We start from the raw sequence: 18548 nt of genomic DNA on the forward strand, positions 1-18548 counted from the left end.
GGAGAGTCCCCATGAAGTATTTATGCCTGGTCTACAGTAACGAGCACGAGTTGCACTCGCTGCCCGAAAGCCCCAATGACGCCGAGTGCATGGCTTACGCCGAGTCGATCCAGGGCAGCGGCCGGATGATCGCCGCCGAAGCGCTGGAGTCGGTGCAGACCGCGACCACCGTGCGCATGCGCAACGGCAAAATGGCGGTCACCGATGGCCCGTTCGCTGAAACCAAGGAGCAGTTGGCCGGCTTCTACCTGATCGATGCCAAGGACCTCAATGAAGCCATCCAGGTCGCCGGCAACATCCCGGCGGCCCGGGTCGGCTGTGTCGAGGTGCGGCCCGTTCGCCAGTTGAATCCCTGAATAACAATCACAACAGGAGTTCTTTCATGAGTCCGCAATCCGTCCAGCGAAAGCCGGCCAAATTCGAGCTGTCCATCAGCCGCCTGATCGATGCGCCGCGCAGCAAAATCTTCCGCGCCTGGACCGAGCCCGCGTTGCTCGCCCAATGGTGGGGGCCTCACGGCATGACCACGCCCGAGTGCGAAATGGACCTGTGGGTGGGCGGTCAGTTTCGCACCCTGATGCGGGCGCCGGATGGCTCCGAGTACCCGACCATGGGCGTGTTTCTGGAGATCGTCGCCCCGGAGCGTCTGGTGTTCACCGACGCTTTCCTTCCCGGTTGGATTCCCTCCGGCAAGCCGTTCATGACCGCCGAAGTGACGCTCGAAGACCGGAACGGCAAAACCCTCTACACCGCTCGCGCCATGCATTGGAGCGAAGAGGATCGTCAGGCGCACGAGGCCATGGGGTTTCATGACGGTTGGGGGCAAAGCCTCGATCGGCTGGAGACGCTGGTGACTGAAGGCATACCGGACTGATGCCTGGCGAGTCGGTACGGGCGCGAGTCGAGCAGGTCTACCGCGAAGACTCGCGGCGGATTCTGGCGACCCTGATCCGTCTGCTCGGCGATTTCGACCTCGCCGAAGAAGCGCTGCACGAGGCGTTCTTCGTCGCGGTCGAACGCTGGCAGCGTGACGGTGTGCCGGACAATCCGCGCACCTGGCTGGTGTCTACCGGGCGCTTCAAGGCCATCGATGTGTTACGTCGGCGTGCGCGTTTTAACGCATCCCGGCCGATGTTGATCGCTCAACTGGAAGAGCTGGAGCAGGCTGACTGGAGTGATGAAGATGTGGAAGACGATCGCTTGCGGCTGATTTTCACCTGTTGTCACCCGGCATTGGCGGCGGACGCCCAAGTGCCGCTGACCCTGCGTGAAGTCTGCGACCTGACCACTGAAGAAATCGCCCGGGCCTTTCTCGCGGCACCGGCCACCATCGCCCAGCGTATCGTGCGGGCCAAGGCCAAGATTCGAGACGCGAAAATCCCTTATCAGGTGCCCACCCTGACGGAACTGCCCGAGCGTCTCGACAGTGTGCTACGGGTGATTTACCTGGTGTTCAACGAAGGCTACTCGGCGTCTATCGGCAACGAATTGACCCGCGAAGACCTGACGCGTGAAGCGATTCGTCTCGGTCGGTTGTTGATGGAATTGCTGCCCGAACCGGAAGTGATGGGGCTGCTGGCGCTGATGCTGTTGCACGAATCCCGGCGCCCGGCCAGGACTTCTCCCGACGGCGAGCTGATTGTGCTGGACGAGCAGGATCGCTCGTTGTGGGACGCCGATTTGATTGCCGAAGGCTGCGCACTGGTGGAACAGGCGCTGACGACGCGGCGTTTCGGGCCTTATTGCCTGCAAGCGGCGATTGCGGCGGTGCATGCCGAAGCGCCCACGGCGGCGGAAACGGACTGGCCGCAGATTGTCGGTTTGTATGATGTGCTGCTGCGGGCCGTGCCGTCACCGGTAATTGAACTGAACCGTGCAGCGGCGCTGGCCAAGCGAGATGGCCCGTTGGCCGGGTTGACGTTGATCGAAGGGATTCTGGCGCGGGGCGAGTTGCTGGATTACCACTTGGCGCACTCGGCGCGGGCAGAGTTTTACCGGCAGTTGGGGAGGGTGGATGAGGCGCGAGCGGCGTATGAACGGGCGCTGGAATTGACACAGCAAGTGCCCGAGCGGCGGTTTATCGAGGGGCGGCTCAAGGCGTTGGAGTGATCATGGATGTGTGGCGCGGCGGCTGACCTCTTCGCGAGCAAGCCCGCTCCCACAGTGGTTTTGTGTCGGATACATATTCTGCGTACACCGACGATCAAATGTGGGAGCGGGCTTGCTCGCGAATGGCAGCACCGCTATTCCAGCATCTTGCCAAGCAACCAACTGCCCGCCGGCCCCGGTGGGTGCAGCCGCGACCAGAGCGCATCGACGCATACGGGTTTCGGCCAGCCGCGCACCTTCAGCTCCACCAACGAACCTGCCCCAAACCGCCCCACCAGCCACCGAGGCAACGGCGCCCAGCCGAACCCGCCCTGGGCCATTTCCAGCAGCATCAGGTAACTCGGCGCCGACCAGACGCGCCCCTTCGCCCGGCTTTCATACGGATTGACGATTGTCGCCAGACGCAGCTCGCGGTGCTGTTGCAGCACGTCCTGATCGATGCCCTTCAGCTTCGCCAACGGGTGAGCATGGGACACGAACAGGGCGATTTCCGTGCGCTCGTCCACCGTCGAACTGACCAGGTCTGGTGGGTAGCTGTCCTGCATCTCGGCGAAGGCGACATGCGCTCGGCCGCGTTGCACCAGCGCCACCAGGTCATCGCATTCGGCGATCAGGCATTCAAGTTCCAGATCTGGATAACGCTGCTCAAAAGCACTGAGCGCCGCTTCAAAACGGTCGGACTGATAAGTGTCGGAAATCGCCACGGTCAGCTTCGGCTCGACGCCTTGGGACAGTTGGCTGGCGGTCATTTCCAGACGGCTGGTGGCGGCCAGAATCTCTTCGGCCCGCTGCAACATGACGTGCCCGGCCGGGGTCAGGCTCGGCTTGCGGCTGCTGCGGTCGAAGAGGGCAAGGTTCAGGTCGATTTCCAGGCTGGCCACTGCGGCGCTGATGGTCGATTGACTACGACCGAGCTTGCGCGCTGCAGCAGAAAATGAGCCTTGAGTCGCCGCCTGGACAAACGCCAGCAACACTTCGTGGGAAGCCATGAACTATCGCCTTGATCGATGGTTATTGGTTATGAAGTATCGGTGTGATGACAGATCATGGCAACCGTAGTCACTCAGGGAGTCTGGCCATGAACGCCAACAAATCCATCACTGAACGAATTTTCCAGGCCATCGGTTTCGAACTGCTGGCGATATTGATCTGTACTCCGCTGCTGGCTTGGGTCATGGACAAACCCATCCTGGAAATGGGCGCGGTAACCATGGCCATTGCAGCCCTTGCCCTGGCCTGGAACGTGGTCTTCAACGGCCTGTTCGACCGGTTGCTCAAGCGCTTTGCCATTGTGCGTAACGCGTGGGTCCGCGTGGTGCATGCGCTGTTGTTCGAAGGCGGTCTGGTCGCGTTCGGCGTGCCGTTGATTGCCTGGTGGTTGAAGATCAGCCTGTGGCAGGCGTTCTTGCTGGACATTGGCGTGCTGCTGTTTTTCCTGCCATACACCTACGTATACCACTGGGGTTACGACGTGGTGCGTGATCGGCTGTTGGTGCGCAGGGCTTGCGAGGTTTAAAAGCAAAGATCGCAGCCCGCGGCAGCTCCCACAGGGTAGTGCGGTGCTTCAGAACAGCTGGGTGAACAACCAGTACAAACTGCCCGACAACAGAATCGCCGCCGGCAAGGTCAGCACCCAGGCCATCAGCAGGTTGCGGATGGTCTTCATCTGCAAGCCACCACCGTTGGCGACCATGGTTCCGGCCACGCCTGAAGACAATACGTGGGTGGTCGACACCGGCAGGCCGAACATGTCGGCAGCGCCGATGGTCAACATCGCCACGGTTTCCGCCGAGGCACCCTGGGCGTAGGTCAGGTGCGTCTTGCCGATTTTTTCGCCGACCGTCACCACAATGCGTTTCCAGCCAACCATGGTGCCCAGCCCTAAGGCTATGGCCACCGCGATCTTCACCCACAGCGGAATAAACCGTGTGGCGTTGTCGATCTGTTGCTTGAACAATTGCAGCTTGCCGGTGGTATCGGCGTCGAAGTTGCCGACCTTGTTCTTGTCCATCAGGCGAATGGTTTCGCTGGTCAGGTACATGTCATTACGCACGTTGCCCATCGCTTCGGCCGGGACTTTCGACAGCGAGCCATACCCCTTCACTTCGTTACCGATGTGGCCCGCCAGTGCGGCGAGGGCGGGTATCAATTGCGGCGTGGCTTCCTTGCTGCGCATGTAATCGGTCAGCACCGGGCGTGGATCGGCGGGTGCCGGTAGCGGCGAGTTTTTCATCAGCGCTTGCTGAGTAACTTCAGCCACCGCAGCGAACTGCAAGGCCTGATCCGCCGGCATGGTCCGGTTCAGCGCATACGCCATCGGCAGGGTACCGACCAGAATCAGCATGATCAGGCCCATGCCTTTCTGGCCATCGTTGGAACCATGAGCGAAGGACACTCCAGTGCAGGTCAGAATCAACATGCCGTGAATCCACCACGGTGGCGGGGTGTCGCCCTTCGGCGCCTTGTACAACGCGCGATTTTTGACGAAGGCGCGCAACGCCAGCAGCAACAGCGCAGCAAAGGCGAAGCCGATCAGCGGCGACAGCAGCAACGCGTAACCGACCTTGGTCGCCTGGGCCCAATCCACGCCACTGGTGCCGTCGCGGCCATGCATCAGGGCGTTGGCCACGCCGACACCGATGATCGAGCCGATCAGGGTGTGCGACGAAGACGCCGGCAAACCCAACCACCAAGTGCCGAGGTTCCACAGGATCGCGGCGATCAACAGCGCGAAGATCATCGCGAAACCGGCGGAGGAACCGACTTGCAGAATCAGCTCCACCGGCAACAGCGCGATGATGCCGAACGCCACCGCGCCGCTTGAAAGCAACACCCCCAGAAAGTTGAAGAACCCGGACCAGGCCACGGCGAAATTCGGCGGCAAGGAATTGGTATAAATCACCGTCGCCACGGCGTTGGCGGTGTCGTGAAAACCGTTGACGAACTCAAAGCCCAAGGCAATCAGCAGCGCGACGCCCAACAGCAGAAACGGCGTCCAGGTCGTGACCACCGTGCCGAGTTCGCTCATGTCATGCATCAGGCTATAGGCGGTGAACAACAGTCCGCAGCCCAGCACTGCAAAGAACATCACGATAGTGAGCAGGCCGGGTTTTTTATCGAGCTGCGGCTTGGCGCTGCTGGCGGGAGCCTGGGCAGCAGCGGTGAAGGAAGGCGTAGCCATGCCGGATAATCCTGAGCAGAGAAGGAGTATCGGTCATGATCGTTGCTAAATATTACAGAGAGGCTGCGCTGGGTCAGTGTTTGGTTTTTTTGTGGGGCAGGCAAACATCTGTGGCGAGGGAGCTTGCTCCCGTTCGGCTGCGAAGCAGTCGTCAAATAGGTAACCTGGTTCTATCTGAAGAAACCGGGTTGCAGGATTTGGGGTCGCTGCGCAACCCAGCGGGAGCAAGCTCCCTCGCCACAATGTATCGGTGGGGCCGAAGGATTCAATAATCCTGGCGCTTACGAAACGCCCAGCGTCCGGCAATCAGGGTAAACGTCGCGACCAGCGCCACCAGAATCCAGAACCCCTCCGGATCGCCGGAAAGCGGCACGCCGCCGACGTTCATGCCGAAGAAACCGGCAATGATGTTGATCGGCAGCGCCAGCACCGTGACCACGGTCAGGGTGAACAGCGTGCGGTTGCTCTGTTCATTGAGGTTGGCGGCGATCTCTTCTTGCAACAGCTTGATCCGTTCACCGAGGGCCGTGAGGTCGTTGATGATCAGCGCAAACTCCTCGGTGGACTTGCGCAGCTCCTTGACGTCCTCCTTCTGCAACCATTGCGGCGGGCGATTGAGCAGGCGCAGCAACGACCCCGGCTCCAACGCCAGCAATCTTTGCAGGCGCACCAGCACCCGGCGGTTGGCGCCCAGTTCGGCGCGGTTGGTCGACAGGCGCGAAGACAGCAACTCATCTTCGATCTGATCGACACTGAGGCTGGTCTTGCGCACGATCTGCGTCAGAACTTCGCCCTGATCGCGCAGCAAATGCACCAGTAATTCCAGCGGTGAGCGAAAGCATTCACCGGCCTTCACCGAAGAGCGCAGCTTGTCCACCGAGTGCAGCGGTTGCAGGCGTGCGCTGATGATCAGCCGACTGCGGGCGCAAACCCACAGCGTCGAGACATCCGAGGAGACCATGCTGCTGAGGTTGAACACCACGTCGTTGACCACCGCCAGCAACGCTGAATCGACATGCTCGATGCGCGTCGAGCGAGAACCTTCGTGCAGCGCTTCAAAAAACTCGTCGGGCAATGCCAGATGGCTTTTCATCCAGCGCTCGCACGCAGCATGGGCCAGGTTCAGGTGCAGCCAGAGGAATTCATCACTGTCGTCCGGTTGTTGCAGGCAGTGCAACGCCTTGGCCGAATCGATCTCTCGGCCACGCTCGCCGGGGCGAAAACTGAAACCGTAAAGCAGGCCGAACAGATCGGAATCGCGATGGCGCTGGTCAATGCTGTGGTTCATGAGGTCTCGCTGTGAGGGGGACGCCTGTCACGGGTTTCACAGGTTCACTTGAGCCCCATCATCGCAACGCAACTTGAAGGTTTTGTGACAGTTGAATGGTGCTGAAAATTCGCCTCCTACCGGTGGTCGGAAGGGCTCAAGAAAGGCTCTGCCCCGCCGATGACGCTAATGTTGATCTTCCGATTCTGGTGGTGAACCAGCGTCGCTGACAGGGATGTCCGGACATCTTGCACGCCACTTGGGCGTGCCTTATCCCTGTCATGAGATATCACTCGATGTTTTTGCAAAAATCCCTGAGAGCGCAAATCCTCGCCCTGTTGAGCGGCAGCCTGTTGGCGATGTTGCTGATCGCTTTGGCCTGCTTTCACTTTCTGTCCAGTGGCGTTCAGAGCTACGCGAACCTGATCGAAGGTCCATTGCACGCGTCGCAATTGATCGATGAAGCCAACCTGCAATTCAAGGTGCAGGTCCAGGAATGGAAAAACGTTCTGCTGCGCGGTAAGCAACCAGCGGACCTGGACAAATACTGGAAGCAGTTCGAGGACCGCCAACGCGACGTGCAGGGCATCCTCGGTGAACTGGCCGGGCAGAAGGGCATCGAGCCGCAACTCAAGACCCGCATCGAACGCTTGCGTGAAGAGCATCGTGTATTAGGTACGGCCTATCAAAAGGGCCGTGATGCCTACGTGGCAGCCGGTGCTGATCCAACGGCTGGCGACAACGCGGTCAAAGGCGTGGACCGTGCTGCCAGCGAGCAGATGAGTGAACTGGTCAGCGAACTGCGCAAGCAGGGCACCGAGCAGTCGGCATTGATCAGTGCCAGCGCCGATCAGACGGTGTTGTTGGGGATCATCGTGATGTTAGTGTCGGGTCTGCTGATTGGCCTGTTGAGCCTGTGGCTGGTCAACCGCAACCTGGTGGAGCCGATCCGTAAACTGATCGACTATGTGGCACAACTCAGCCAGGGGCGCTTCGCCGAGCGCGTGGCCAGCAGCCGTCAGGACGAGTTGGGCAACCTGGCCAAGGCCGCCAACACCTTGCGCGATTTCCTCGCCGAAACCTTCAGCCGTTTGCAGCGCAGCGCGACGGACCTGGACAGCGCCAGCGGCGAGCTGAACTCGATTGCCGGCCTCATGGCCAGCGGCACCAACGAGCAATTCAACCGCACCGATCAGGTGGCCACGGCGATGAACGAAATGTCCGCCACCGCGCAAGAAGTCGCGCGTCACGCAGCCGACGCGGCACGTGCGGCCGACGATGCCGACCAGTCCGCTCAGCAGGGCGAAAAAGTCATGCAGGGCACCATTCACACCATTACCCAAATGCGCGGCGAAATCGCCAACACCGCCACGGTCATCCGTCGTCTGGAAGCTGACAGTGGACGCATCGGTAAAGTGCTGGAAGTGATTCGCGGCATCGCCGAACAGACCAACCTGCTGGCGCTCAACGCCGCAATCGAAGCGGCCCGTGCCGGAGAAGCCGGGCGTGGTTTTGCGGTGGTCGCCGATGAGGTGCGCAGCCTGGCCCAGCGCACGGCAGCGTCGATCATAGAGATCAACCAGATCATTCAAACCGTGCAGACCGGTGCGGTGGACGCGGCCCAGGCAATCGAAAGCGGTCAGTCGCGCAGCGAAGAAAGCGTCGAGCAAGTGACTCAGGCCGGCGCCATGCTCGAGCGCATCACCCATGCCGTGGAGGCCATTCGCGACATGAACCGCCAGATCGCCACTGCCGCTGAAGAGCAGACTTCAGTGGCTGAAGACATCTCGCGCAACCTCACCGAAATCACCAGCATCGCCAGTACTAACCTGGACAACGTACAGCGCACCGAAGCGGCCAGCCACAATCTGCATGGCTTGTCGGGGCAGTTGAATGAAGTGACGGCGCGATTGAGCGCTTAGTGAAATGGGCTGTGTATCGGTTCAGATACCGAATCGGTGCACAGTCACTCTCAAGTCCGTGCCGCGCCCGTCGATGCCACGTCGGCTTCGTTGCAGACGGTGACGGCGGCGTTGTTGCAGGCGTTGCAGGATGAGGGTGGCAGTACGTCGGGTTCGGTGGTCAGCACCGCCGCTTAAGTCCGTGAGGGCAAGCTGAAGGTAAATGTCGTGCCCTGTTGCTCGGTCGATACCACCTCCAGCTTCCCGCCATGGGACTGCGCAATCTGACTGGCAATGTACAACCCCAACCCGAGGCCGGCCTGCGGTGTTGCGCTGGCTGGTTTCGAGTAGGGCTGGAACAGATGCGGCAGCGCATCTTCGGCAATCAGCCCTTGGTTTCTTACGCTCAATACAAAGTGTCCTTCCTTGATCTGCGCACTGACCTCGATCGGGCCGTTGGGGTCTCCGTGGACAACGGCGTTCGCCACCAGATTGGATAGCAATTGCGCGACCCGTTCGCGATCGCAATGAACATTGCTCAGGTCGCCAATCGACGACTGAATGATGCGTTTTGGGTGAATGCTCTGGATCTCGGAAATCACGTGCCGCAACGCATCCCCCAGATCCGGGCAAGGCTCGATATTCACCGGAATGCCTCGGCCCAGTGACCCCCGCGCGAAGTCCAGCACATCGTCCACCAGTTTGGTCGCACGCCGAGCGCTGGTGAGGATGTGTCTGGCCCGTCGTTCATTCGCCGGGTCAGAGACTTTGCGCAGGAGCATTTCGGCGCCGGCGCTGATGGCGAACAGGGGGTTGCGCAGGTCATGGCCGAGCACGGCGATGAACTGTTCGCGCAGTTCGGCGGTTTGGCGTTCCTTGATCCGCGCCGCTTCGGTCCGTTGCAGGTTTTCATCAGCTTCGATCTGTAGCGCGAGCATCCGGGCGAACGACTCCATGGTGCTCTGGATCGTGCTGGATTTGAGCGGTGCCGGATTGGGATCAAGGGCACAAATAGTGCCGAAAAAGCGCCCGTCGGTGCGCAATATCGGGACGGCAATGTAGCTTTCGAATTGATAGGTGTGGGGCGTTTGATGATCGCGATAGAGTGGATCTTCACTGGCCTTGTCGATCACCACCGAATGGTGGCCCTGGCGGATTTCGTTGCACAGGGTGGAGACCAGGTCCAATTCATCGCCCACCTGCAAACCGAAATCCAGTCGATCGAGCACCGCGCAGGCAGTCCAAGCCTCTTCGGTAACACGGGCCACCGCCGCGAACCGCAAGCCGGTCAGCTCACTGATCACCTGAAGAATCGCCGGCACCGCACTGATCCGGCTGATTGTGGTGATGTCTGCTGCCGCTGTTTGCCCCATATCCTTGGTTCTCTGCTTCAACATGCCAAATGGTTTTGAGGGATTCTAGCGGGCTTGCGCGAATTGTCGCGGCTTCGTTCGTCACTTCAGCAAACTGCCTGACGCCGAACGCAAAAAAGCCGCACGACCCGAAAGTCGTGCGGCTTTTTGCTGTTGAATCACGTGTCTTGTTTGTCGCTCAGAACCTTGCCGGTAGTGGCATCGAAGTCCACGTCCCACTCGGTGCCGTCAGCCATACGCAGTTCAACTTCATATTCGTAGCCGTTGAAGTGGTTATCCAGGTCGGTGTCGGTAATCGTGGCACCCGGGTGCAACTTCAAGGCCGCCTGGTTCAGTTCTTCCAGTGGTTTGATCTTGCCGCTCTTGACCAACTCAGGGATCTGGTCGACGCGAACGTCAGCCTGGGCCAGGCCAGCAGTGAGGGTCAGGGCAGCAGCGGTGAACAGGGCAGTTAAGGTTTTCATGAAGTTCTTTCCTTGGATGAGCTGTTTAAGTGGGATCAGGTTAGCTCGTGCAACTTAATTCACCCTTAATTGCCCGTGGCGCCAAACTAAAGCTTCGCGGGCAAGCCGCGCTCCCACAGGTTTTGCGCAGACCTTGTGGGAGCGTGGCTTGCCCGCGAAACAGGCGCCACGGTCTCGAATCAGTAACCGTTGTTCTGCAACAACTGCGCAACGCTCGCCGCCGCCGGACGCTTATAGAAATTCAGCAGTTCGCTGGCGCGGTTGGTGAAGATGCCATCGACACCGGCCTCCGCCACTTTCTGATAGTCCACCGCATCGTCGATGGTGTAGACGTGCACCAGCAGGCCCTGATCGTGGGTGTACTGGTTCATCCACGGTTTCACCAGGTCCGAATAGCTCTGATCGCCACCCTTGGTCAGTGCGGCTGAAGGGCCGGTACCGATAGCGCCCTGGGCCTTGGCGTACTCGACCCATTGCTGGAATTCGGCTTTGTCTTTTGGCTCCTGCCTGGCGTAGTAGGTCGCTTTGTCCTTGTCACCGGACTCGGCGAACGTCACTTTGGATTTCGGCTCGATGCTGCCTTCGCCCACCCACAGCAGCAGGATTTTCGGCACTTGCGGCATTTCTTTCTCAAGCAATTCGAGGCTGCTCTTCTCAAAGGTTTGCAGCACTACTTTGCCTTTGCCCTGGCCGACCGCCAGATTGCTCTTCGCCAGTTTTGAGCCGGTCGGGCTCAGCCAGCCGCGGTCCTGCAATTTATCCTTGAGGTCACGCTCGATGCCGGGAAACTGCTTTGGCTCTTTGGTTTCGATGTACAGACCAGGCTTGTGCAGCGGGTTGCCCTGGGCGATGTCGATGATTTCGTCCAGGGTCAGGATCTTCAGACCTGTATAAGACGGACGCGCGCGATCCGGGTAAGCGCTGTTGAACCAGCTGCCGGCATCCAGGGTTTTGAGTTCGGCGATAGTGAATTCGTTGGCCAGGCTGTCCTTGCGTTCAGGGAACTTGGTAGCGACGTCGGTGGTGCGTTGCAGGTTGTTGTCGTGCAGGGCGAACAACACGCCGTCCTTGCTGCGTTGCAGGTCCATCTCCAGGTAGTCGGCGCCCAGATCGCGGGCCAGTTTGTAGGCCGCGGCGGTGGATTCCGGTGCATCGAAAGACGCACCACGGTGGGCGATCACCGCCGGGTGCGGAATGCCCAGACGGGTCGCCACTGCGGTGGGGCTTGGCTCGTTGGCGGCCTGTGCCTGGCCGAGTCCGAGCATCAAGCTCAGCAGCAGGGCGCTCTTGGTGAAGGTGACAGGCATGGTCGAAGTCCTTTTGCGATGGATTTTCAAAGACCTATCTTTTAACAACTGAGCGCCGCTTGCGCTATCGCCAGACCGACATAAACGTATTTAAAGCATTTTTTTTCAGCGCTTTTGTGCGGCTCTTTGCAGTACTCTTGGCCCCGGCAATTTCCCCGGCAGAGGGAAACCCGTTCGCTTGCCCTGCGTGTAAACCATCGATCACCGGTCCTTTACGACCTTTTGTGAGGTTTATCATGCGCATCACTTCCCAGCTCATTTGCCAGGCCGCCGACCAACTCAAAGGCTTCGTCGGCCTCAATCGCAAGACCGGCCAATACATTGTTCGTTTCAGCGAAGACTCGTTCGGCATGGACGTGGCTGATGACGGCATCATCCCCACCAGTGAATTCGTCTGGGCACCAGGCCCCGAGCAGACCATGACGCTTAAGCGCGAGCTGATCCAGTTGCTGCTGGACCAGAACATCGACGACCGGATCAACATCACCGAACCGTTGCGGGTGTACATGAACCGGCGGGAAGTGCCGCAGATTACGGCGGTGAGGAGTTTGGTGCGGGGTTGATGTTTTTGCGGTGTCCAGTCGGGCCTCTTCGCGAGCAAGCCCGCTCCCACAGTGGATCTTATGCGTACACAAAATCTGTGAACGACCGAGATCAAATGTGGGAGCGGGCTTGCTCGCGAAGGCGATTTAAAAAACACCGCAGCAATCACTGCTCAAACAAATACGCCCGCTCAACCTTACATACCCGCGTATGACACGCCGAATACCAGGTCGATCGCCCGCGCTCGCGAATCGCGCTGTGCTCGGGATGGTGTTTCCAGGCCAGGATCGCCGCCTCGCTATCCCAGTAGGACACCGTAATCCCAAGCCCATCCGCACCCCGGGTCGATTCCACGCCAAGGAAGCCGGGTTGCTCCCGAGCCAGTTCCACCATGCGTTCGGCGGCCTGCTCGTAACCGTGATCGCCGTCGGTGCGCAGTGAGGTGAAAATCACTGCGTAGTAAGGCGTTGCCGGTGTCTGGGCGATCATGATTGTTGCCTCGCACAAGCCTCGATCAACGCACGGACCAACGGCGGCAGAATACCCTTGAGCGCGGCGCGTTCCGGTTGGAACAACGTGGCGACGAAGAACGGATGATCGTTTAGCTCCACCGCCCGCAGATCCCCCGCCGAATCGTGGCCAACCGCGTGCAACTGTTGTTTCAGTAGCTCCCGTTCAAACTCAGGATTCACACCATAACGGCAGCGATATCCCTCGCGAATCTCAGCGTTTTCGTACGCCTTGGCGATCAACGAGCCTTCAACCAAATGAATGCTGTCGACGGCTTCCACCAGCGAACAGGTCAGCGGCGTGAGTAATGCTCGCGTCGCCTCGGGCGATGTCTCGCCGTGTTCGGCATCCTCCCAGCCCAGAACATTGCGGGCGAATTCGAGTACCGCGTGCTGAAAACCGCCGCAAGTGCCGAGGAAAGGTCGCTGCTGCTCGCGGGCAAAACCGATCGCCCGTAACGCACCGTTCATGTCGCGATAAGGGCTGGCGGGCACGCACCAGAAACCATCGAAATCATTCAGTGGCGTATCGGCGTTGATGGTGTCGGTGGCCAACCATTGAAACTGTATGTCCTTGCCTGAGTGCTCGGCGGCCATGCCGAGGGCAACGGGAATGGCTTGGTGGGCGATGACCTGTGGGTCGTAATCGCCGATCAGGGCGATGCGGATGGCGCTGGTTTCCATGAGTGATCTCGACGCTTGTTGATTCCTGGCACCCACTATAGATTGGCGTTCACGCAATCAATATTGGCGTTATCCCAAGTGATCAATGCACCGACGCACTATCGACTCGACTACCCGGACCTGTCCCTGATCCTCGCCCTGGTGCGCGGCGGCTCTCTGGCCCGGGCCTCGGCGTTGTTGAAAGTCGACGTCTCGACGGTGTTTCGCGCCGTCCGCCGTCTGGAAGCCGCGTTGGGCCAGCAACTGTTCGAAAAGAGCCGCGCCGGTTACCTGCCGACCACGCTGGCGCAGACCCTGGCCGAGCAGGCTGAACGCGCCGAACAAGCGCTGGAGGCGGCGCGCATTGGCGTGGAGCAGGGCGGTGAAGTCATCAGCGGCACCGTGCGCCTGACCTGCACCGATTCGGTCCTGCAAAGTTTATTGTTGCCGGCGCTGGCGCGGTTCATGCCGTCTTACCCGGCGCTGACCATTGAACTCTGCACCTCAAACGACTTCGCCAACCTCAGCCGTCGCGACGCCGACATTGCCTTGCGGCTGACCCGCACACCACCCGAGCATTTGGTTGGCCGGCGACTGGCGGATATTTCCTATCGGGTCTGTGCCAGCGCGGCCTATCTGCAATCGGTTGATTCCCACGACCTGGCTGCATTGACCTGGATCGCTCCCGACGACTTCCTAGCCGATCACCCCACCGTCGCCTGGCGACGTCAACAATTGCCTGGCGTGATACCGAGCTATCGCTGCAACAGCATGTTATCGGTGACCGAGTTGGTACGGGCCGGGCTGGGTGTCGCGGCATTGCCGGACTTCCTCATCGGTGATGGACTGCAACCGTTGACCGAGTCCTTGCACGGTTACGACACGGCGCTGTGGTTGCTCACTCGACCAGACTGCCGCGCATTGCGCTCGGTGGTGACGTTGTTCGATGAGTTGGGGCGGGCGCTGAAGTTGCCTTGAGTCGGATCACGCCTTCGGCGGCTCTTTGCCTACGAAGTGTTGATGCATTTCCGACGTCAGGCTTTCGATGCGTTCGGTCAGGGTCTTGGTGATTTCGGTGAGCCGGGTGTTTTGCTCCAGCAGTTCCAACAGTTGCGCGGTGTGTCGCGCGGCCTGGGCCTGACGATCGCTGTTGGCCACGGCCAAGGCTTCACGATGGCGCGCATCGGCGTCTGACTGGGCTTTGTCCCGCGCCGCCTGACGCGTCTGGGCCAGCAGAATCAGCGGTGCGGCATAGGCCGCTTGCAGGCTGAACGCCAGGTTGAGCAGGATGAACGGGTACATATCGAAATCAGTCACGCCGGACAGGTTCAGGCATATCCAGACCACCACAATCAAGGTCTGGGCGCCGAGAAACGTCGGCGTGCCGAAGAACCGCGCAAAGGCCTCGGCGCGCAAGGCAAAACGGTCAGTGCCGAAAGTAGGTGCCAGATGAGCGTGAGGGCGATGGAAGCGCAGGTGATCGACGGGGCCGGTGGTTTCGGTTTGGGTTTCGCGGGTCGGGGTGCTCATGGTGCTCTCTGCATGGCCGCTGGGACTGAGGCTCACTATAGCTCCAGCACCAGTTTCATTCTGAAACACATCTCGGTGTTTCTACTCAGAGCGATCGGTCAGCGATAAAGCCGCGGACAGTGTCATTTTTTGCAGCTCGACTCAGAGCTCATAACAGGCCAGGAACATGTCTAGCGCCGACTCCACAACGGTGTGCTGCATCTCGGGCGACAAGCCTGGCTGGCCCATGGATATCTGCGGCCAGAAGGCAAAGGACTTGAGCAATCCCTGGACCTGTTGCGCGGCGAACTCGGGTGCGACCGGTTTCAATAGGCCATCGGCCTGGGCAGCGCGAATCCACACGGTCAGGCCTTCTTCGCGTTCACTCATTCGGGTGACCATGTTCTGCGCACGCTCGGGAGAATGGATGGTGGCGGCGATCGCCACCCGCGCCAGGTCGAGAAAATTGTCATCGGCCAGCATCTGCAGTTTTGCCTGCAACATCAAGCGCAACTGATCGCGCAGGGGCAAGTCAGGGCGATAGGCCGCTTCCTGTTCAGCCGTTACCCGCGCCCACAATTGATTGAGGATTTCGGCGAACAACTCTTCCTTGCTCGGGAAGTGGTTGTACACGGTGCGCTTCGACACGCCAGCGGTGGCGGCGATTTTGTCCATGCTGGTGATGTCGAAACCGTTGGCACGAAATTCGGCAATCGCCGCCTGGATGATGGCTTCGCGTTTACGGTCAGTGAGGCGCTGTGGAGCTGTCATAAATACGCTTAGGCAGGAAGAAGTGGGTAACTACACTTGGTAGTTTACTTGTGATCAGCTTTGATGCAACCTTGGAACTACACTGTGCAGTGTAATATTTTGTTAATCCTGCCCAGTAAAAAATAGAATCTGCGGCTGATGCGTGCGTGCCTTGGCCATTTATCGTCCCAAACGGAAAATCGTCAATCGTGCGGTTTTTCTGGAGTCACTCAGTCATGGCCACTTCAACTTCTCCAGCGGATAACGCCTCAACGCCTGAAGCTTCACGACAGGCTCAAGGGCAGTACCGAAACCATGTGCCGGTGCAGCGCCAAGGTGTTCGCAAAACCTTGCGCATCATATGGAACATGATCTTCCATAAACCAGGCGACAGCCGTCCGTCCGCCCCGGTCCCGGTGCAAACCCTGACCCAGGCTGCGTTGATCGCTGCACCCAACCACAGCGTCTATCGCCTTGGTCATTCCACCGTATTGCTGAAGCTGCGGGACAAATTCTGGATCACCGACCCGGTTTTCGCCGAACGCGCTTCTCCGGTGCAATGGGCCGGCCCGAAGCGTTTCCACCAGCCGCCGATCGGCCTCGAAGAACTGCCGCCGATTGAAGCGGTGATCCTGTCCCACGATCACTACGACCACCTCGATTATCAGGCCGTCCTCAAACTGGCGGACAAAGCCCGATACTTCCTTACACCGCTGGGTGTGGGCGACACCCTGATCAAGTGGGGTGTCGATGCCAGCAAAGTACGGCAACTGGATTGGTGGCAGGGTACCGAGGTCGATGGCCTTCGATTCGTCGCCACCCCTTCGCAGCACTTTTCCGGTCGCGGGCTGTTCGACGCCAACAGCACGCTTTGGGCGTCGTGGGTGATGATCGACGGCGACACGCGGATCTTCTTCAGTGGCGACAGCGGCTACTTCGACGGCTTCAAACGCATCGGTGAACAGTACGGTCCGTTCGACCTCACGCTCATGGAAACCGGCGCCTACAACGTCGAATGGCCGCACGTTCACATGCAGCCGGAGCAAACCCTGCAAGCGCACATAGACCTTAAGGGGCGCTGGTTGCTGCCAATCCACAACGGCACCTTCGACCTGTCGATGCACGCCTGGTACGAACCCTTCGATCGTATTTTGGCGTTGGCCTGGGAGCGGAGCGTGTCGATCACCACGCCGCAGATGGGCGAGGCGTTCAATGTGATGCATCCGCAGCGTGGGCGCACCTGGTGGCTGGATCTGGAAAGTACGATGAAGGAAAAAGGGCACTTGGCTTGTAGCGGCTACAAGTCTGGATGAACTTTCGTACAGCGCCCGATCCTTGTTGCTGACAGTCGTTTCCTACGGCTTCGGTAGGCTGTGCGGCGAGTGAAATGACTCACTCGTGATTAGCCATAACAAGGACGTTTTACATGAAGGACATTTTCAAAAAACGCATGACGGTGCTGGCGCAGGCCATTCTGCTTTCAGTCGCGGGTTCCGCTTATGCGGATGGCAGCGCTACGAAATCAGCTGCTGTCAATGCGCTCGAATACGCGAGCGTCAGCGAACTCACTGCACAGATGGAGCGTAACGAACTCACCTCTGTAGCATTGGTGAAACACTTGCAGGCGCGTATCGAGGCACTGGACAAGCAAGGGCCAGCAATCAACGCAATCATGGAGCTCAATCCCCAGGCCATCGAGATTGCGACGGCCTTGGACAAAGAACGTGAGGATGGAAAAATTCGCGGTCCGCTTCACGGGATTCCGGTTCTGCTTAAAGACAACGTCGATACCGCAGACACAATGCAAACGAGCGCGGGTTCATTGGCCATGATCGGCCAACCAGCGGCAAACGATGCGTTTGTCGTCAAACAGCTTCGCGACGCAGGCGCGGTTATTCTCGGCAAAACCAACATGAGCGAATGGGCTTACGTTCGGCAAATGGGCTTGCCCCATGGCTGGAGTGGTCGAGGCGGCCAAGGGAAAAATCCCCACGTACTGGGTGGCGAAATATGCGGTTCCAGTTCCGGTTCGGCCGCAGGCGTAGCCGCCGGGTTCGCACCACTGGCCATTGCCACCGAAACCAATGGCTCGATCACCTGTCCGGCCTCGGCCAACGGCGTGGTGGGTGTCAAGCCGACGCTGGGGCTGTTCAGCCGTTCCGGCATCATTCCGATCACACGCCTGCAAGACACTCCCGGCACCATGACGCGCACCGTTCGTGACGCCGCGCTCATGTTCAACGCCCTGCAAGGTGTCGATGCCTCGGACGCCGCAACCGGCGACGCACCGGTAGGTATCGATTACACCGCATTGCTCGCCACAGACGCATTGAGCGGCAAGCGAATCGGTTATCCGGTCGAGTACACAGGGCCGAACGGCACCGTGCTTCGTCCTGATTTTCAGTTCCTGATAGCTCTGGCCACACTGGAAGAGCAAGGCGCTACCTTAGTGCCATTAAAAGTCCGGTTGCCGAACATTGACGGTTACTTCAACGCGCTCATGGCGGGCATGAAACATGAACTGCCCGAGTACCTGACCAGCCGCTCCGGGCTGCCGATCCAAACGCTTCAAGCATTGATCGACTTCAACGAACTCAATCCTGGCCCCGAAGGTTACGGTCAGCAGATGCTCAAAGAAATCAACGAACTGGACATGACCCACGAACAGGCGACTGAACTGTTCGCGGCGTTCACGGCCGACTTCAAGGGCGCCATCGATGAGCAACTGTCCGAGCACAATCTGGACGCCTTGATCGCCGATGCCGACGGATACTCGCAATTCAGTGCCGCAGCAGCTGGCTACCCAGCGATCACACTCCCGTCGGGCATGAATGGCGACCTGCCCACCTCTGTGTTCTTTTACGGCCCGCGCTGGAGTGAACCTAAATTGTTGGCGCTGGCTTACAGCTATGAACAGGCTTCGTTAGAACGCCAGGATCCGGCGTTTAAACAGCAGTAAAGGGATGTAACCG

20 protein-coding genes are annotated in these 18548 nt (G+C 59.5%); 10 read left to right on the top strand and 10 right to left on the bottom strand.

Annotation, left to right across the window (positions count from 1 at the left end; genetic code table 11):
* Positions 1–11: 11 nt before the first annotated feature.
* The 3 genes from AB7M29_RS10440 to AB7M29_RS10450 are packed head-to-tail and all read left to right on the top strand — an operon-like array spanning position 12 to position 2109.
* The gene (locus AB7M29_RS10440) at positions 12–356 is read left to right on the top strand and encodes a YciI family protein (RefSeq protein ID WP_052966488.1); all 345 of its coding nucleotides are present in this window, start codon (positions 12–14) and stop codon (positions 354–356) included.
* A gap of 26 nt (positions 357–382) precedes the next feature.
* Positions 383–874, top strand: a complete 492-nt coding sequence (locus AB7M29_RS10445; RefSeq protein ID WP_217856554.1) for an SRPBCC family protein — start codon at positions 383–385, stop codon at positions 872–874.
* A complete protein-coding gene (locus AB7M29_RS10450) occupies positions 874–2109 on the top strand; it encodes an RNA polymerase sigma factor (protein ID WP_454246813.1) in 1236 nt (411 codons plus the stop codon). Before AB7M29_RS10445 ends, AB7M29_RS10450 begins: the two co-directional genes overlap by 1 nt.
* A 134-nt stretch (positions 2110–2243) precedes the next feature.
* Here AB7M29_RS10450 and AB7M29_RS10455 read toward each other — a convergent pair whose 3' ends face one another.
* Positions 2244–3098, bottom strand: a complete 855-nt coding sequence (locus tag AB7M29_RS10455; RefSeq protein WP_217856552.1) for a LysR family transcriptional regulator — start codon at positions 3096–3098, stop codon at positions 2244–2246.
* A gap of 89 nt (positions 3099–3187) precedes the next feature.
* Between AB7M29_RS10455 and AB7M29_RS10460 the strand changes: the two genes are divergently transcribed.
* Entirely contained in the window at positions 3188–3625 is a 438-nt protein-coding gene (locus AB7M29_RS10460) for a multidrug/biocide efflux PACE transporter (RefSeq protein ID WP_454246814.1), read from the top strand.
* Positions 3626–3673: 48 nt separating this feature from the next.
* Here the strand turns inward: AB7M29_RS10460 and AB7M29_RS10465 are convergent, their stop codons facing one another.
* Together AB7M29_RS10465 and AB7M29_RS10470 are read right to left on the bottom strand one after the other, a co-directional pair.
* Positions 3674–5290: an inorganic phosphate transporter gene (locus AB7M29_RS10465; RefSeq protein WP_454246815.1), complete on the bottom strand. Its 1617-nt coding sequence runs from the start codon at positions 5288–5290 to the stop codon at positions 3674–3676.
* Between the two features lie 265 nt (positions 5291–5555).
* Positions 5556–6578, bottom strand: coding sequence for a transporter (locus AB7M29_RS10470; RefSeq protein ID WP_007898751.1), 1023 nt, complete (start codon positions 6576–6578; stop codon positions 5556–5558).
* Between the two features lie 275 nt (positions 6579–6853).
* Between AB7M29_RS10470 and AB7M29_RS10475 the strand changes: the two genes are divergently transcribed.
* The gene (locus AB7M29_RS10475; protein WP_217856549.1) at positions 6854–8479 is read left to right on the top strand and encodes a methyl-accepting chemotaxis protein; all 1626 of its coding nucleotides are present in this window, start codon (positions 6854–6856) and stop codon (positions 8477–8479) included.
* Positions 8480–8515: 36 nt separating this feature from the next.
* The gene (locus AB7M29_RS10480; RefSeq protein ID WP_217856809.1) at positions 8516–8656 is read left to right on the top strand and encodes a hypothetical protein; all 141 of its coding nucleotides are present in this window, start codon (positions 8516–8518) and stop codon (positions 8654–8656) included.
* Here the strand turns inward: AB7M29_RS10480 and AB7M29_RS10485 are convergent.
* The 3 genes from AB7M29_RS10485 to AB7M29_RS10495 all read right to left on the bottom strand — a co-directional run bounded on the left by AB7M29_RS10485 (position 8653) and on the right by AB7M29_RS10495 (position 11602).
* Positions 8653–9831 (bottom strand): GAF domain-containing sensor histidine kinase, encoded by a 1179-nt coding sequence (locus AB7M29_RS10485; protein ID WP_454248707.1) that lies wholly within the window; start codon positions 9829–9831, stop codon positions 8653–8655. The two genes, AB7M29_RS10480 and AB7M29_RS10485, sit on opposite strands and share 4 nt — an antisense overlap.
* A 158-nt stretch (positions 9832–9989) precedes the next feature.
* A complete protein-coding gene (locus tag AB7M29_RS10490; protein ID WP_217856547.1) occupies positions 9990–10295 on the bottom strand; it encodes a PepSY domain-containing protein in 306 nt (101 codons plus the stop codon).
* A gap of 179 nt (positions 10296–10474) precedes the next feature.
* Entirely contained in the window at positions 10475–11602 is a 1128-nt protein-coding gene (locus tag AB7M29_RS10495; RefSeq protein WP_217856546.1) for a glycerophosphodiester phosphodiesterase, read from the bottom strand.
* A 236-nt stretch (positions 11603–11838) separates the two neighbouring features.
* On the opposite strand from AB7M29_RS10495, the gene AB7M29_RS10500 reads away from it, so the two are divergent.
* The gene (locus AB7M29_RS10500; RefSeq protein ID WP_030132586.1) at positions 11839–12165 is read left to right on the top strand and encodes a DUF2025 family protein; all 327 of its coding nucleotides are present in this window, start codon (positions 11839–11841) and stop codon (positions 12163–12165) included.
* A 145-nt stretch (positions 12166–12310) separates the two neighbouring features.
* Here AB7M29_RS10500 and AB7M29_RS10505 read toward each other — a convergent pair whose 3' ends face one another.
* The gene (locus AB7M29_RS10505) at positions 12311–12634 is read right to left on the bottom strand and encodes an antibiotic biosynthesis monooxygenase family protein (RefSeq protein WP_454246816.1); all 324 of its coding nucleotides are present in this window, start codon (positions 12632–12634) and stop codon (positions 12311–12313) included.
* On the bottom strand, positions 12631–13338 hold the full coding sequence (locus AB7M29_RS10510) for a CTP synthase C-terminal region-related (seleno)protein (RefSeq protein ID WP_217856543.1): 708 nt from the start codon (positions 13336–13338) through the stop codon (positions 12631–12633). The genes AB7M29_RS10505 and AB7M29_RS10510 overlap by 4 nt, the downstream gene beginning before the upstream one ends.
* 15 nt (positions 13339–13353) lie before the next feature.
* On the opposite strand from AB7M29_RS10510, the gene AB7M29_RS10515 reads away from it, so the two are divergent.
* Entirely contained in the window at positions 13354–14295 is a 942-nt protein-coding gene (locus tag AB7M29_RS10515) for a LysR family transcriptional regulator (protein ID WP_454246817.1), read from the top strand.
* Between the two features lie 6 nt (positions 14296–14301).
* Here AB7M29_RS10515 and AB7M29_RS10520 read toward each other — a convergent pair whose 3' ends face one another.
* Together AB7M29_RS10520 and AB7M29_RS10525 are read right to left on the bottom strand one after the other, a co-directional pair.
* Positions 14302–14847 carry a DUF1003 domain-containing protein gene (locus tag AB7M29_RS10520; RefSeq protein WP_217856541.1) on the bottom strand — a complete coding sequence of 182 codons (546 nt, stop codon included), beginning with the start codon at positions 14845–14847 and terminating at the stop codon, positions 14302–14304.
* Positions 14848–14988: 141 nt separating this feature from the next.
* Entirely contained in the window at positions 14989–15597 is a 609-nt protein-coding gene (locus AB7M29_RS10525; RefSeq protein WP_217856540.1) for a TetR/AcrR family transcriptional regulator, read from the bottom strand.
* A 215-nt stretch (positions 15598–15812) separates the two neighbouring features.
* On the opposite strand from AB7M29_RS10525, the gene AB7M29_RS10530 reads away from it, so the two are divergent.
* Together AB7M29_RS10530 and AB7M29_RS10535 are read left to right on the top strand one after the other, a co-directional pair.
* The gene (locus tag AB7M29_RS10530) at positions 15813–16889 is read left to right on the top strand and encodes an MBL fold metallo-hydrolase (protein WP_217856539.1); all 1077 of its coding nucleotides are present in this window, start codon (positions 15813–15815) and stop codon (positions 16887–16889) included.
* 113 nt (positions 16890–17002) lie between these two features.
* Entirely contained in the window at positions 17003–18535 is a 1533-nt protein-coding gene (locus tag AB7M29_RS10535; protein WP_454246818.1) for an amidase family protein, read from the top strand.
* Positions 18536–18548: the final 13 nt, after the last annotated feature.

The sequence above is a fragment of the Pseudomonas sp. F-14 TE3623 genome, from assembly GCF_053629015.1.